This is a genomic window from Streptomyces sp. NPDC058335, assembly GCF_042723915.1.
Taxonomy (GTDB): Bacteria; Actinomycetota; Actinomycetes; order Streptomycetales; family Streptomycetaceae; genus Streptomyces.
The window spans coordinates 394,126-408,270 of record NZ_JBHXHX010000002.1 but is presented as its reverse complement, the minus strand read 5'-3'; the positions used below and the strand labels follow the sequence as shown (position 1 = coordinate 408,270).

Sequence of the window (14,145 nt, the reverse complement as noted above, 5' to 3'; positions counted from 1 at the left end):
GTGGGGTGGACCCACCGGAGTCCAACAGGTGGGAGCAGCAGTCGAGATGAACGCACACGCCGTCCAACTGACCGCCGTACGGCGGAGGTACGGTCCCGTCGATGCCGGGGTGACCGCGCTCGACGACGTGACGCTCGCGTTGCCGCGCGGCTCCTTCACGGCGGTGATGGGGCCGTCGGGGTCGGGCAAGTCGACGCTGTTGCAGTGCGCGGCCGGGCTGGACCGGCCCGACGCGGGATCGGTGCGGATCGGCGGGACCGAACTGACCGGGCTGAGCGAGCGGCGGCTGACGCTGCTGCGGCGGGAGCGGATCGGGTTCGTGTTCCAGGCGTTCAATCTGCTGCCCGCCCTGACCGCCGAGCAGAACGTGGCCCTGCCGCTGCGGCTGGCCGGCCGGCGTCCGGGCCGGGCTCGGGTGCGGGAGGCGCTGGCGCGGGTGGGGCTGGCCGATCGGGGCGGGCACCGGCCCGGTGAGCTGTCCGGGGGGCAGCAGCAGCGGGTGGCACTGGCCCGCGCACTGATCACCCGGCCGGAGGTGCTGTTCGGGGACGAACCGACCGGCGCGCTGGACTCGACGACGGGCCGCGAGGTGTTGGCGCTGCTGCGCGGCATGGTCGACGAGGAGGGCCGGACGGTCGTGATGGTCACCCACGATCCGGTGGCCGCGTCGTACGCGGACCGGGTGGTGTTCCTGGTCGACGGGCGGGTGCACGGGGAGCTGACCGGGGTGGACGCGGGGACGGTCGCGGCGCGGATGGCGGAGCTGGAGAGTCCGGAGAGTGCTGAGGGGGTCCCGGCATGCTGAGCGTGGCGTTGCGGACGATGCGGGTCCGGTGGGCCGGGTTCGTCGGGAGTTTCGTCGCCCTGGCGCTGGGGGTGGGCCTGGTAGCGGTGATGGGGCAGGCGCTGGCGGCCTCACTGGAGGCGCCGGTGCGGGTGCCGGAGCGGTTCGCGGCGGCACCGGTGGTGGTGAAGGGGCAGGACGCGCTGCGGGTGGAGACGCCGAACGGCGTGCGGACGGCGGAGTTGGCTCAGCCGCGGCCCGTGCCGGCCGGGGTGGTCGCCGCGTTGCGGGCGCTCGGGCCGGTGACGGAGGACCGTTCGTTCCCGGTGCGGGTGGCGGGCGGGCCGGGCGGTCTGGTCGGGCATCCGTGGCCGACGGCACGGTTCGCCCCGTACGAGCTGACGGCCGGGCGGGCGCCGCGCGCGGACGGGGAGGTCGTGGTGACGGGCGGCTGGGCGCGTGTGGGTGAGCGGCTGAGCACGGGGGACGTGGTGGTGGGGGCGGTACGGGGGCTCGGCTTCGAGGACGCGGTGTTCCATACGGAGGCGCGAGCCACCCAACTCGCTCCCGTCTCGGTCCAGTTGGTGGTGGAGGCGGACGCGGTTGCCGTGCGGGCGGTCGTGGACGGGTCCGGGGCGCGGGTGCTCACCGGTGACGGGCGGCGGCTGGCGGACGCGGACCCCGGGCGGGACGGCGAGGCGCTCACCGCGCTCAACGCGCTGTTCGGGACGGCGGGTGGGGTGACCGCGTTCGTGTCCGTGTTCGTCGTGGCGTCCACGTTCGCCTTCGCGGTGGAGCGGCGGCGCCGGGAGTTCGGGCTGCTGCGTCTCGCGGGCGCCACGCCGGGCCAGCTGCGGCGGACGGTCCTGCTGGAGGCACTGCTGGTCGGCGTCCTCGCCTCGGCGGCGGGCTGCGTGCTGGGGGCGTACGGGGCGCCGCTACTCGGCGAGGCGGTGGTCGAGGGCGGTCTCGCACCGGTCTGGTACGCGATCGGTGGGCACGCGTGGCCGTACCATCTCGCCTTCTGGACGGGCCTGTCGGTGGCCCTCGCCGGCGCGGCCGTCGCCTCCTGGCGGGCCGGACGGACCTCGCCGACGCGGGCGCTGCGCGAGGCGGCGGCCGACGGGCGGGCACTCCCGCGGGGGCGGCTGGTGTGCGGGGCTGCCCTGCTGCTCACGGCGGCGGCGACCCTGGCGTACGCGCTGGCCGCCGATCCGGGTGACCTGCTGCACCGCAAGACGTATGTCAGCCGGCCGATGCTCCTCATCACGGCGGCGGCACTCCTCGCACCCCTGCTCGTACGGCCGTTGGTGCCCCGGCTGCCCGGTACGACCGGACTGCTGGTGCGGGCGCACGCCGTCGCCGGGGTCCGGCGCACGGCGGCCGTCGCGGCACCCGTGCTGGTGACGGTGGCGCTCGCGGGCTCCCTGCTGGGCGCGACGGCCACCCTGGACGAGGCCGGGGCGGCGGAGGTACGGCGGCAGACGGCGGCGGACTTCGTGGTGACGGGTGTCGGGGCGGGCGCGCCGGCGCGGCTGCGGCGGGTGCCCGGTGCGGAGCTGTTCCCGTCGTCCGCCACGGCCGTGTACACGCTGGAGGAGGGGGTGGCGCTGGTGCGTTCGGAGGCGCGGGCGGTCGATCCGGGGGCGCTCGCCGGGGCCGTACGGCTGCCGGTGGTGGCCGGGCGGACGGCGGATCTGGACGACGGGTCGATCGTCGTGAACGAGGAGTGGGCCGAGCACCGGGTGGGGCAGCGGGTGCGGGTGTGGCTCGGGGACGGGACACCGAGGACGCTGCGGATCGCCGCCGTAGTGGCCACCGGGACCGGCGACAACGGCGCGTACGTCACCGCCGTCAACGCGGGCGGGGCGGCCGTCGACCGGGTCGACGTGCGGGTACGCGCCGGGGCCGACCCGGCGACGGTCGCGGCCGGGCTGCGGGCGGTCGACGGGGTACGGGTGTGGCCGAAGGAGCGGTGGGTGGCGGCGAGTCACCCGGCGACCGATGGCACGACGCGGCTCGGCCTGCTGCTCGTCCTGGGCATCGCGCTCCTCTACACCGGCATCTCCCTCGCCAACACCCTCGTCATGGGCGCCGCCGAACGCGCCCGCGACGTGACGGCGCTACGGCTGGCCGGGGCGACCGGCGGGCAGGTCCTGCGCTGGGCCGCCGCGGAGGCGCTGACCGTGGTCGCGGTGGGAGCGGTACTGGGGCTGGCGGTGACGGTCGTCAACCTGGCCGGCATGGCAGGCGCGTTGGGGCTGCTGTCGGCACCGGTGACGGTGGTCGTGCCCTGGCCGGCACTCGGGTGGACGACGGGGGCGTGCGCGCTGGTCGCGGTGACGGCGACGGTGTTGCCGGTGGGGGTGGCGCTGCGTGAGTCGCCGAGAGAGACGCTCACCTGAGGAACGCCAGCACCGCCAGGACCCGCCGGTTGGCGTCGTCGGAGACCGGCAGGTCCAGTTTGGCGAAGATGTTCGAGGTGTGTTTGATGACGGACCGTTCGGTGATCACCAGGGCCTGGGCGATCGAGGCGTTGGAGCGGCCCTCGGCCATCAGGGCCAGTACCTCCCGCTCGCGCGGGGTGAGCCGGGCGAGGGAGCCTTTGGGGCCGTTGCTGTCCTTGGCGAACAGCTTGGCGACGACGTCGGGGTCCATCGCGGTGCCGCCGGCGGCGACCCGGCGGACGGACTCCACGAACTGGTCGGGGTCGAAGACGCGGTCCTTGAGGAGGTAGCCGATGCCTCCGCTGCCGTCGGCGAGCAGCTCACGCGCGTAGAGCTGCTCGACGTACTGGGAGAGGACCAGCACCGGCAGGCCAGGGACCTGCCTGCGGGCCTGGAGGGCGGCCTGGAGGCCCTCGTCGGTGAAGGTGGGCGGGAGGCGTACGTCGACGACCGCGACGTCGGGCCGCTCGTCGACGAGGGCCCGTAAGAGGCTGGGCCCGTTGTCGACGGCGGCCACGATCTCGAAGTCGTACGCCTCCAGCAGCCTCACCAGGCCGTCGCGCAGGAGGAACAGGTCTTCGGCTAGGACAACGCGCAAGGGATCTCCAGGGTGAGGGTGGTGGGTCCGCCCACCGGGCTGTGGACCGCGAGCACTCCGTCGAAGGCGGCGAGGCGGCGCTCGATGCCCCGCAGGCCGGTGCCGCGCGAGGGGTCGGCTCCGCCGTGGCCGTCGTCGCTGACCTGGGCGCGGATCCGGCCGTCGGCGTACCAGAGGTCGACGGCGACGTGGGTCGGGGAGGCGTGCTTGGCCGCGTTGGTGAGGATCTCGGAGACGGCGAAGTAGAGGGCGGACTCGACGGGGGCGTCGGCGCGGCCGGGCAGTTCGGCGGTGACGGAGACGTCGAGCGGGCTGTCCAGGGCGAGGGCGCGGACGGCGTCGGCGAGGCCGCGGTCGGCGAGGACCGGCGGGTGGATGCCGCGGATCAGGTCGCGCAGCTCGGTCAGGGCGCTGGCGGAGGCCTTGCGGGTGTCGGCGAGGATCGCGCGGACCGCCTCCGGGTCCTTGGCGAGGAGCTGCTCGGCGACGCCGAGGTTCATGCCGAGGGCGACGAGCCGGGCCTGGGCGCCGTCGTGCAGGTCGCGCTCGATGCGGCGCAGTTCGGCGGCGGAGCTGCTGACGACCTCGGAACGGGTGCGGGTGAGGTGCAGGACCTTGCGGGAGGTCTCGGTGGGGGCGAGGAGGGTGCGGGCGAGCTGGGCGTGGGCCCGCATCAGGGCGGGCGCCGAGACCAGACCGATCAGCAGGGTCGGGATGCCCAGGCCGAGGGCGTACAGCGCGCTCCGGCTGTCGGTCACCTTGATGAACCAGTACCAGTTGTTGCCGCCGTTGCCGCTGATGTCCTCCCACAGCACGGGCATCAGCAGACCGAAGACGCCGAACGCGATCAGGGCGAGCGGCAGCAGGACCAGGACGAGTCCGACGACCGGGTTGACCAGCATCCAGGCGAGGTCCCGCCAGGTCGCCGGGTCGGTGAGGATCCACTGGGTGCGGGCCCACCAGCTCTTGAGACCGCCCTCGCGCGGCGGCTCCGGCAGGTACGGCTCGGGGATGCCGTCCTCCAGGCGGGCGCCCGCCAGCCGGCGGGTGATGTTCACCGTGCCGCGGGCGGCGACCGCGGCCGCCGGGATGAGGAAGAGGCCGATGCCCGCCCCGAGCAGGGAGACCGCGGTGACCAGCACGGAGAAGAAGAGGACCTCGACGACGGCCAGGCCGGCCAGCGGAAGTCCGGCGACTGCGGTACGCGCGTCCTTGGCGATATTCATGCCACAACTCCTGGGATCTGGCGGCTCGTTGCCGCCGTACGTGTTACATCCTGGTGCGCCACGTGCCGCCGATCACGGGACCATTGTCCCCTCTCGGGGGGTGTACCTGGGTACCCCCCGGACACCACACAGGGCCATGGGGCGCGACGGCCGCGGCGGGTGGAATCGAAGGCATGACGAGCCGAGAGCGAATCCTCATCCTGGTGGCGGCCGTGGTGACCGCCGTCCTGTGCGTGGTGACCCCGGCCGCCGCCGCGGACGGCGTCCGTAAGAGCCCCGGTGCCGGTACGGCCTCCGCACGGCAGGGCGGGAGCCTGTCCGCGCTGCTGGACGAACTGGTGCCGAAGCAGCTGGCCGACTACCGCGTCCCCGGCGCCTCCGTCGTCGTGGTGGACCGCGACGGGCAGACGCTGACCAAGGGATACGGCCTGGCCGACGTGGAGCGGAAGGTGCGCAGCGACCCGCGCCGCACCGGCTACTTCATGGCCTCCGACGCCAAGCTGTTCACGGCGGTCGCCGTGCTCCAGCAGGTGGAGAAGGGCAAGCTCAGCCTGGACGCCGACGTCAACCGGTACCTGACCGCCTTCCAGATCAAGGACAGCCACCCGGGCCACCCGGTGACGGTCCGTCATCTCCTCACGCACACCGCGGGATTCGACACCAGCATCCTCGGCCGCGGCGGCACCTCGCCCGAGCCGGCGGGCGCACTCGGCGAGAGCCTCGACAAGCACCAGCCGAAGCGGGTACGGCCGCCCGGCCAGGTGGCGAGCTACGACAACTACGGTGTCGCGCTGGCCGGTTACCTGGTCGAGCAGGTCACCAGGACCCCCTTCGCCACCTACGTCGACCGCGCCATCCTGAACCCCCTCGGCATGACCCGCACCACCTTCGCGCGGCCCGACGCCCGCACCGCCGACGCCCTCGCCCTCGGCTACCGGCCCGACGGCGGCCGGCAGCGCGCCGAGGACGGGCAGTACGGCGCCTGGACGCCGACCGGCGCCGGTGCGGTCACCACCGCCGCCGACATGGGCCGCCTGATGAGCGCCCTGCTCGACGACGGCGGCCCCGTCCTCACCCGCGCCTCCACCCGCGCCATGCTGCACCGCCAGTTCGCCAACGACCCCCGGCTGCCCGGCATCGGCTACCTGCTGGAGGAGCGCCGGCGGGCCGGAGAGCGCATGTGGGTGAAGGACGGCGACCTGCCCGGCTTCCACGGCAACCTGGCCCTGCTCCCCGCGTCCGGAATCGGCGTGTACGTCGTCTACAACGGCGACGGCGTCGACGGCAGCGCCTCCTACGCCGGCCAGGAACTGGTGAACCGAGTGGCGGACCGGCTCGGTGACGGCGGCAAGCGCGCCGCGGACACCCCGTCCACCACCACCGGGAGCAAGCCCGCCGGCAAGCCCTCGGCCGGCGCCGCCGCCCGGCTCGCCCAGCAGGACAAGGCCGCGTCCTCCCCCTACTCCGGCCACTACCGCACCACCCGCACCAGCACCTCCGACCTGACCCGGGTCGCGGCGCTCACCACCTCCGTGCACGTCACCGCCGACGCGGACGGCACGCTCACCACGACCGGGCTGGCCCGGGACCCGCGGGTCGGCGAGCAGCACTGGGTGCCGGTCGCGCCGGGCGTCTTCCAGGAGCGCGCCGGGCAGGACCGCATCGCCTTCCGCGACGGCCGGCTGGCCCTGGCCTCCGACCCGACACAGGTCTTCGAGAAGCTGCCCTGGTACCAGTCGCCGGCCCTGCACCAACAGGCCCTGCTGGGCGGCCTCGCGGTCCTCGGCGCGGCCCTCCTGTTCCTCCCGCTGGTGGCGTACGTACGACGCCGGAAGGTCAAGGCGCCCGGCGGCCGGCTCGCCTGGACGCTGGCCTGGCTCACCGGCGCGATCCTGGCCACGGCCACCGTGTGCTTCATCCGGCTCACCGGCGACGGCAACGCCCTCAACCGGACCGTCCTCGTCGGCGACTCGCCCCTGCTGACCCTGATCCCCCACCTGGTCGCGGCCGCGGCCGCCGCCACCGCCCTCCTCCTGATCTGCACGGTGGTGGCCTGGCGCCGGGGCTGGTGGCCGGTGGCCGGCCGGGTCACCTACACCTGCCACGCCCTCGCGGCGACGGTCGTGGTCGGCCTGGGCGCGGCCTACGGACTCCTGCCGTAACCCGGCCCGGCCCCGCACAAGGAGCCCGCCGCCGCCCGGGACGGACCCGGACGGCGGCGGGCTCACCGCGTGACGGCGGGCAGAAGCGGTCATCCCCGGTCCCGCCAGGAACCCGCGGTCCCGTACTCGCCCGGCCGCCGGCGCCACCACTCGGCCACCGAACGGGCGGCCTCCGTCGACTCGGGGCGGGACTGGGTGAAGGCGTACAGGACGAGGGTGAGGGCGGCCAGCTCGGTCATGTCGGGTTCGCCGGAGGTGACCTCGAAGGCGGGTGCGGGAAGCCCCACGGGCAGCGGGAGCGGGAGCGGCATCGGCGTGGGCATCGACATCGGCATCGGCATCGGCATCGGCGTCGCGGGCGGGTCCGTGTACATGATCGGCTCCTCCCCCTCAGCCCAGGCCCGCGGCGGCGCGGAGCTTGTCGGCGCGGTCGGTGCGCTCCCACGTGAAGTCGGGCAGCTCGCGGCCGAAGTGGCCGTAGGCGGCGGTCTGCGCGTAGATCGGGCGCAGCAGGTCGAGGTCGCGGATGATCGCCGCCGGACGCAGGTCGAAGACCTCGGCGACGGCGTCCTTGATGCGGTCGACGGCGACCCGGGCGGTGCCGAACGTCTCGACGAACAGGCCGACCGGCTCGGCCTTGCCGATCGCGTAGGCGACCTGGAGTTCGCAGCGGTCGGCGAGACCGGAGGCGACGACGTTCTTCGCCACCCAGCGCATCGCGTACGCCGCCGAACGGTCCACCTTGGAGGGGTCCTTGCCCGAGAAGGCACCGCCGCCGTGCCGGGCCATGCCCCCGTAGGTGTCGACGATGATCTTCCGCCCGGTCAGTCCGGCGTCCCCGGTCGGGCCGCCGATCTCGAACCGGCCGGTCGGGTTGACCAGGACCCGGAAGTCGTCGGTGCCGAGATCGATACCACGCTCGCGCAGGGCGGCCAGCTCGGGCTCGATGACGTGCATCCGGATGTCGGGGGCGAGGAAGGTGTCCAGGTCGACGTCGGCGGCGTGCTGCGCGGACACGACGACCGTGTCCAGCCGGACCGGCCGGCTCCCCTGGTACTCGACGGTGACCTGCGTCTTGCCGTCCGGCCGCAGGTACGGGACGGTGCCGTCCTTCCGTACGGCCGTCAACCGCTGCGCGAGCCGGTGCGCGAGCGACACCGGCAACGGCATCAGCTCCGGGGTGTCCCGGCAGGCGTACCCGAACATCAGCCCCTGGTCCCCGGCCCCCTGCGCGTCCAGCGGATCACCGGCCGCGGTGTCGGCGTCCACGCCCCGCGCGATGTCCGGCGACTGCTGCCCCAGGGACACGGAGACCCCGCAGGTGGCCCCGTCGAACCCCTTGACGGAGTGGTCGTACCCGATATCGAGAATCTGCCGCCGCACCAGCGAGGCCACATCGAAACAGGCAGTGGAGGAGACCTCCCCCGCGAGATGCACCTGCCCGGTGGTGATGAGCGTCTCGACAGCGACCCGCGCATACGGATCCTGCGCGAGATGAGCATCAAGAACGGCGTCACTGACCCGATCGGCGATCTTGTCAGGATGCCCCTCGGTGACGGATTCGGAGGTGAAGAGATGTCGCGTCATGGGTTGGTTGCTCCTGGGTGGATGGGTGGGTGGGTGGAGCAGGGGGGCGGGGGCGAGGGGGGAGATGGGGGTGCGGTGAACGCAACCCCCGGAGGGATGGGGAGGGGGTCCGGGGCGGAGCCCCGAGAGGGATGCAGGGGACGCAGTCCCCGCGGGGTCCGGGGCAGAGCCCCGAGAGGGGTGCAGGGGACGCAGTCCCCGCGGGGTCCGGGGCAGAGCCCCGAGAGGGGTGCAGGGGACGCAGTCCCCGCCGGGGTCCGGGGCGGAGCCCCGTGACGGTCCGTCTCGACTGACCGAGTCGGGCGGGCGGGTGGGCAAGGACGGGGTCCGGGGCGGAGCCCCGTGGGGGCCACCTCCCCACCCACCGAGTCGGGCGGGCGGGTGGGCGAGGACCGGGTCCGGGGCGGAGCCCCCCGCCCCACCCACCCCGTGGACTAACGCCCCGCCAGCAACACCCGATGCATCGGCGTGTCCAGCAGAGCGACCCGTCGCAGCCCGGCATCCGCCAGCCACTGGTCGTAGTCCTGGACGGTGTACGCGTCCCCACCCCCCGTCGCCAGCATCGACGCCGCGAACAACCGGAAGAACCGGTTCTGCACATTCCCGGCGCCGGCCTCCTCATCGACGATGTGGTCGACGATCGCGATGACCCCGCCCTCGCCGAGCCCCTTCGCCGTCTTCAGCAGCAGCTCGTGCGCCGACTCCGGCGTCTGGAGGTGGAAGATGTTGACGAACAGCGCGAGGTCCGTCCCGTTGCCCCAGTCGTCGTTCCAGAAGTCCGCCGTGAGCGGCGAGAACCGCTCGCTGACGCCCAGCCGCCCCGCCTGCTCGGCGGCGATCGCGGTGATCCGCGGAGCGTCCAGTCCGCGTGCGGTGAGCTGCGGGAACGCCTTGAGCAGCAGGTGGCTGTAGATGCCGGTGCCGCAGCCGACGTCGAGGAGGACGGCCTCGGTGTCGTCCCCCCAGCCCCGCTCGCGCAGCGCGTCGGCGAGGACGGAGACGACGGGCGGGGCCCAGAAGTTGATGCCGCGGGCGAGGGAGGTGTAGTCCTCCTCGGATATCTGGTTGACCTGCTGCCCGCCGTGCTCGCCGCGCGCCCCGTTGCGGACGTTCTCGGCGAGGTTGCGCCAGGCCTGCCAGGCGACGTTGCGGTCGTGGGTGATCTTTCCGGCGAGGCTGTAGAGCCCGTCGGGCGCGAACACGCCGTGCAGGGAGGCGGGCAGGGTGTAGACGGCCTGGCCGTCGCCGCCGCGCTCGCGCCGGACGATGTCGTAGGCGTGCAGTCCGTCCAGCAGGACACGGGTGGCGCGCAGGTCGGTGCCGAGGGTCTCGGCGAGGCCGGCCGCGGTGGCGGGGCCGTCGGTGAGTGTGGCGAAGACGCCGAGGTCCTGGGCGGCTTCGATGACTCCGGGCGCCCACATGCCGATGAGGTGCTCGTAGACGCGGTGGGTGGCGCGGGCGCCGTCGTCGTCGGCGGGCAGCAGGCGGGTGTCGACGAGCGGGGTGTGGTTGGCGGTGGCCTTGGGCGTGAGATCGACGGGCGCGGTCATGGCAGGTCTACTCCCGGTCTGGGGTGGTTGGGTGAGGTCGGTGGAGCGGCCGGTCACACGACGATCCCGCCGTCGATCCGGAGCACGGCGCCGGTGATGTACGAGGCCTTGTCGGAGGCGAGGAAGGCGATGGATTCGGCGACTTCCTCAGCGCTGCCGAAGCGGCCGAGCGGTACGGCGGCGAGGGTGCGGGCGCGCTGTTCCTCGGTGAAGGCCCCGGCGGTCATGTCGGTTTCGATCATGCCGGGGGCGACGGCGTTGACACGGATGCCGAAGCGGGCGGCTTCCTTGGCGAGGGCGCAGGTCAGGCCGATGATTCCAGCCTTGGACGCCGAGTAGTTGCCCTGTCCGGGGTTGCCGGCGCCGGAGACGCTGGACAGGGTGATGATGACGCCGGACTTCCGTTTGACCATGGGGAAGAGGGCGGCCCGGCACAGGTGGGCGGTGCCGTCGAGGTTGGTGTCGATGACGTCCTGCCAGTCCTGGTCGGACATCAGCAGGAGGGGGCGGTCGCGGGTGATGCCGGCGGAGGCGACGGCGACGGCGACGGGCCCGAGGTCGTTCTCGGTACGGGCGACCCAGTCCCGTACGGCCCGCGCGTCGACGACGTCGAGCTGCTGGGCGAGCCAGCGCACGCCGAGTTCGTCCAGTTCCTTGCCGAGCCGGGTCGCCGCCTCCTCGTCGGAGCGGTAGGCGAAGCTGATGTCGTACCCGTCCTGGGCGAGCCGCAGGGCGGTGGCCCGCCCGATGCCGCGCGACCCTCCGCTGATCAGTGCGGTCCCGACGGCGTTCCCGGCGCCACTCCCCGCGGCGGTCCCGGCAGCGCTGCGGGCGTCCGCCCCTGCGCGGCTTCCCCCACGGCTCTCCTCGCGGCTCCCCGCGGCGGTGTTCTCCGCGTTCACGGCGCCTCCCCGAGGAGCCGTACGACCGCGCAGGCGACCGAGCCGTCGCGGTCGACGGAGGTGATCACGGCCGGTCTGCCGTGGGCCTCCGGCGTGCGCCGGGCGGTGGCGAGGAGCGCGGCGAGCTGGAAGGCGGTGGAGGCGCCCGCGGTGTCGCCGATGCGGTCGTGGACGTCGACGCGGGTGACGGCGGTGGCGCCGAACAGCCGCCGCAGCAGGGCGGTCTCGACGTGTCCGACCCGTCCGGTGAGTCCGCCGCCGACGGCCGCCCACACCTCGGACGGGTCGACGCCGGCGGCGGCGAGGGCGTCCCGGACGGACGACTCGGCCGTGCTGGCGAGTTCGTCGTCGACGTCCACGCGGACGTCGACGGCGAGGAGTTCGGCCAGAGCGGTGCGACCGGCCGGTATGCCATTGCCCGGCTCGACCAGGAGGAGCGCGCAGCCCTCGCCGAGCGGCCCGGCCGTCTCGTCGGCGCCGCGGGTGTGGTGCTCGATCCAGGAGCGGGACGGCGAGTACTCCTCGACGGCGCCGACGAGGACCCGTTCGGCGCGGCCTGCCGCGAGGAGGCGGCGGGCGTAGCCGAGCGCGATGAGCCCGGTGGGCCGGCCGCCGGCGAGGGTGGTGTTGGGCCCCTTGAGGCCGAACCGGATGGCGCTGGCGGCGGCGGGGCAGTTCATCAGCACGTTCGGCATGAACTGGGCCGGCACGTCGTACGGCTTCTGGCCGGTGAAGGAGGCCATGGCGAAGTCGTGCTGGCTCTGCGCGCTGCCGAGGGTGGTGCCGAGGACCAGCGCGGTGCCGGTGCCGACCGGGACCGGCCGCTGTTCGCGGGAGGCCTCGTCGAAGAGTTCCCGTACGGCGGTGACGGCGAGGCCGGTGGCCCGGTCCATGGTGCGGGTGCCGGCCCGGCCGAGCACCTCGCGCACCTCGAACCCGGGTACCAGGCAGGCCTCTCGGGCGGCGTGGCCGTCGGGGACGGGGACGGCCCGGCTGCCGCCGGAGCCCTCCGTCACGATGCCCCGCGCGTAGTCGGCGCTCGCCACGCCGTAGGGCGAGACGGCCGACCAGGCGGTGATGAAGTGGCGGTCCGTGGGGACCGCGACGGTCGTCATGATCAGGTCTCCTCGTGTCTGCCGAGGACGACGGCGGCGTTGTTGCCGCCGAACGCCAGGCCGTTGTTGACGACGACCCTGAGGTCTGCCTCGACGGCGTGGTTGGGCACGCAGTCGACGGCGCATTCGGGGTCGGTGGAGCGGTGGTTGACGGTCGGCGGGATGAAGCCGTGGGTCAGCGCGAGGGCCGAGGCGGCTGCCCCGAGGGCGCTGGCGGCGCCCATGGAGTGGCCGAGCATCGACTTCAGGGCGACGGTGCGTGGCGGGCGGTCTCCGAACACCTGGCGGACGGCCCGGATCTCGGTGACGTCGTTGGTGGGGGTGCCGGTGCCGTGCGCCGAGACGAGGTCGACCTCCTCGGGCTTGACGCCCGCGTCGGCCAGCGCGAGCCGCATGACCTGGGCGACGCTGTCCATGTTGGGTGCGGTGGGGTGGTGGGCGTCGCAGTTGAGGCCGTAGCCGAGGAGTTCGGCGTAGATGCGGGCGCCGCGGGCGCGGGCCGAGTCGAGGCTCTCCAGGAGGAGGATGCCCGCGCCCTCGGCGGTGAGCAGTCCCTCCCGGTCGGCGTCGAAGGGCCGGCAGCGGTCGGAGGCGACCAGGCCGAGCCGGTGGAATCCGGCGAAGGTCCGCCTGGTCAGGGCGTCCGCCCCGCCGACGAGCGCCCACTCGGCCTCGCCGGAGCGTACGGCGTCGTAGCCGTCGCCGACGGCGTAGTTGCCGGCCGCGCAGGCGGTGCCGAGCACGGAGGGCACCGCGCGCGGCAGCCGCAGCTCCTTGACGACGGCGAGGGCCAGCCGGTGGGCGGCGAGCCGTCCGACGCCGACCGGGTCGAGTCCGGCGGGTTCGGTGCCGTTCGCCTGGGCCTCGACGAGCCGGTCGAGGGCGTCGGCCTCGCCGTCGGTGGTGCCGACGGTGACCAGGCCCGGCCCGCCCCGCAGGTCCGCCGGGTCGAGCCCGGCGTCGCTCACCGCCATCCGGGCGGCGGCGACGGAGAACTGCGTGGCGCGGCCGAGCTGTTCGGCCGGCGTGTGGCGGACCCATGCGGACGGGGTGAAGTCGTGCACCTCGTGGGCGAGTTGCCTGCGGAATCCGGTGCTGTCGAAGCGGGTGATGGGACCTGCCCCGCACCGGCCCTCACGCAGGCCCCGGGTGAACTCGGTGACGCCGTTGCCGATGCTGGACAGGACCCCGATCCCGGTCAGCACCACACGCCGGGCGGTCATCGCGCCGCGGCCCGGGACAGCACCTCGAGGACGGCCTCGAGGTTGACCATCTTGGGCAGTTCGTCCTGCTCGATCGTCACGCCGAAGGTCTTCTCCAGCGTGGACAGCAGCTCGATCGCGGCGAGGGAGTCGGCGCCGTACTCGTCGACGAACAGGCCGGTCGGGGTCAGCTCCTCCTCCAGTTCGAGGGCGTCGGCGACGATCGCTCTCACCTGGGCCTCGACGGTCTCGTCGATGGTGATGGCACTCATGGTGTCGGTTCCTTTCCTGGGTGGTGTGGTGGTGCGTGGTGTGCGGTGGGGTCTTGCCGTCAGGTCAGCTCGCCTCGGCGAGGCTCCTGGGCCGCAGGTCGGTCCAGTTCCGCTCGATGTGGTCGAGGGCCTCGGCCCGGCCGGCGTCGGACAGGACGGCCTTCCAGCCGTCGGGTATCTGCGCGAACGCCGGCCACAGGCAGTGCTGGCCTTCCTCGTTGACCAGCACATGGAATGTCCCGGTCTCGTCGTCAAACGGATTTCCCATTACCGTGACGTGTCCCTTCTCTTTCCACGGAC

At 73.8% G+C, this 14,145-nt stretch carries 13 protein-coding genes; 3 read left to right on the top strand and 10 right to left on the bottom strand.

Annotated elements, in window-relative coordinates:
• Nucleotides 1-46 precede the first annotated feature (46 nt).
• Together ACFWJX_RS04965 and ACFWJX_RS04960 are read left to right on the top strand one after the other, a co-directional pair.
• Entirely contained in the window at nt 47-805 is a 759-nt protein-coding gene (locus ACFWJX_RS04965) for an ABC transporter ATP-binding protein (protein ID WP_383236888.1), read from the top strand.
• Complete coding sequence (locus tag ACFWJX_RS04960) at nt 799-3,189, top strand: ABC transporter permease (protein WP_383236886.1); 2,391 nt, start codon at nt 799-801, stop codon at nt 3,187-3,189. Before ACFWJX_RS04965 ends, ACFWJX_RS04960 begins: the two co-directional genes overlap by 7 nt.
• Here ACFWJX_RS04960 and ACFWJX_RS04955 read toward each other — a convergent pair.
• Nucleotides 3,182-3,829 (bottom strand): LuxR C-terminal-related transcriptional regulator, encoded by a 648-nt coding sequence (locus ACFWJX_RS04955; RefSeq protein ID WP_383236885.1) that lies wholly within the window; start codon nt 3,827-3,829, stop codon nt 3,182-3,184. The two genes, ACFWJX_RS04960 and ACFWJX_RS04955, sit on opposite strands and share 8 nt — an antisense overlap.
• Nucleotides 3,814-5,055: a sensor histidine kinase gene (locus ACFWJX_RS04950; protein ID WP_383236882.1), complete on the bottom strand. Its 1,242-nt coding sequence runs from the start codon at nt 5,053-5,055 to the stop codon at nt 3,814-3,816. The genes ACFWJX_RS04955 and ACFWJX_RS04950 overlap by 16 nt, the downstream gene beginning before the upstream one ends.
• A gap of 173 nt (nt 5,056-5,228) precedes the next feature.
• On the opposite strand from ACFWJX_RS04950, the gene ACFWJX_RS04945 reads away from it, so the two are divergent.
• The gene (locus ACFWJX_RS04945) at nt 5,229-7,217 is read left to right on the top strand and encodes a serine hydrolase domain-containing protein (protein ID WP_383236880.1); all 1,989 of its coding nucleotides are present in this window, start codon (nt 5,229-5,231) and stop codon (nt 7,215-7,217) included.
• A gap of 89 nt (nt 7,218-7,306) precedes the next feature.
• Here ACFWJX_RS04945 and ACFWJX_RS04940 read toward each other — a convergent pair whose 3' ends face one another.
• From ACFWJX_RS04940 to ACFWJX_RS04905, 8 genes are all read right to left on the bottom strand, one after another.
• Nucleotides 7,307-7,591, bottom strand: a complete 285-nt coding sequence (locus ACFWJX_RS04940; RefSeq protein ID WP_383236877.1) for an acyl-CoA carboxylase subunit epsilon — start codon at nt 7,589-7,591, stop codon at nt 7,307-7,309.
• 16 nt (nt 7,592-7,607) lie between these two features.
• Complete coding sequence (gene metK, locus ACFWJX_RS04935) at nt 7,608-8,804, bottom strand: methionine adenosyltransferase (RefSeq protein WP_383236875.1); 1,197 nt, start codon at nt 8,802-8,804, stop codon at nt 7,608-7,610.
• Between the two features lie 434 nt (nt 8,805-9,238).
• Nucleotides 9,239-10,354 (bottom strand): class I SAM-dependent methyltransferase, encoded by a 1,116-nt coding sequence (locus ACFWJX_RS04930; RefSeq protein WP_383236872.1) that lies wholly within the window; start codon nt 10,352-10,354, stop codon nt 9,239-9,241.
• 53 nt (nt 10,355-10,407) lie between these two features.
• Complete coding sequence (gene fabG / locus ACFWJX_RS04925; protein WP_383237380.1) at nt 10,408-11,127, bottom strand: 3-oxoacyl-ACP reductase FabG; 720 nt, start codon at nt 11,125-11,127, stop codon at nt 10,408-10,410.
• A gap of 125 nt (nt 11,128-11,252) precedes the next feature.
• Nucleotides 11,253-12,371 carry a beta-ketoacyl synthase N-terminal-like domain-containing protein gene (locus ACFWJX_RS04920; protein WP_383236869.1) on the bottom strand — a complete coding sequence of 373 codons (1,119 nt, stop codon included), beginning with the start codon at nt 12,369-12,371 and terminating at the stop codon, nt 11,253-11,255.
• A 2-nt stretch (nt 12,372-12,373) separates the two neighbouring features.
• Nucleotides 12,374-13,594, bottom strand: coding sequence for a beta-ketoacyl-[acyl-carrier-protein] synthase family protein (locus tag ACFWJX_RS04915; protein WP_383236867.1), 1,221 nt, complete (start codon nt 13,592-13,594; stop codon nt 12,374-12,376).
• The gene (locus ACFWJX_RS04910) at nt 13,591-13,845 is read right to left on the bottom strand and encodes an acyl carrier protein (RefSeq protein ID WP_383236865.1); all 255 of its coding nucleotides are present in this window, start codon (nt 13,843-13,845) and stop codon (nt 13,591-13,593) included. The genes ACFWJX_RS04915 and ACFWJX_RS04910 overlap by 4 nt, the downstream gene beginning before the upstream one ends.
• A 64-nt stretch (nt 13,846-13,909) precedes the next feature.
• Nucleotides 13,910-14,113 (bottom strand): MbtH family protein, encoded by a 204-nt coding sequence (locus ACFWJX_RS04905; RefSeq protein ID WP_383236862.1) that lies wholly within the window; start codon nt 14,111-14,113, stop codon nt 13,910-13,912.
• Nucleotides 14,114-14,145 lie beyond the last annotated feature (32 nt).

Coding starts and splice junctions, on each gene's coding strand:
- ACFWJX_RS04965 (WP_383236888.1), top strand. CDS start 47: ATGAACGCACACGCCGTCCAACTGACCGCCGTACGGCGGAGGTACGGT.
- ACFWJX_RS04960 (WP_383236886.1), top strand. CDS start 799: ATGCTGAGCGTGGCGTTGCGGACGATGCGGGTCCGGTGGGCCGGGTTC.
- ACFWJX_RS04950 (WP_383236882.1), bottom strand. CDS start 5,055: ATGAATATCGCCAAGGACGCGCGTACCGCAGTCGCCGGACTTCCGCTG.
- ACFWJX_RS04945 (WP_383236880.1), top strand. CDS start 5,229: ATGACGAGCCGAGAGCGAATCCTCATCCTGGTGGCGGCCGTGGTGACC.
- ACFWJX_RS04940 (WP_383236877.1), bottom strand. CDS start 7,591: ATGTACACGGACCCGCCCGCGACGCCGATGCCGATGCCGATGCCGATG.
- metK (WP_383236875.1), bottom strand. CDS start 8,804: ATGACGCGACATCTCTTCACCTCCGAATCCGTCACCGAGGGGCATCCT.
- ACFWJX_RS04930 (WP_383236872.1), bottom strand. CDS start 10,354: ATGACCGCGCCCGTCGATCTCACGCCCAAGGCCACCGCCAACCACACC.
- ACFWJX_RS04920 (WP_383236869.1), bottom strand. CDS start 12,371: ATGACGACCGTCGCGGTCCCCACGGACCGCCACTTCATCACCGCCTGG.
- ACFWJX_RS04915 (WP_383236867.1), bottom strand. CDS start 13,594: ATGACCGCCCGGCGTGTGGTGCTGACCGGGATCGGGGTCCTGTCCAGC.
- ACFWJX_RS04910 (WP_383236865.1), bottom strand. CDS start 13,845: ATGAGTGCCATCACCATCGACGAGACCGTCGAGGCCCAGGTGAGAGCG.
- ACFWJX_RS04905 (WP_383236862.1), bottom strand. CDS start 14,113: ATGGGAAATCCGTTTGACGACGAGACCGGGACATTCCATGTGCTGGTC.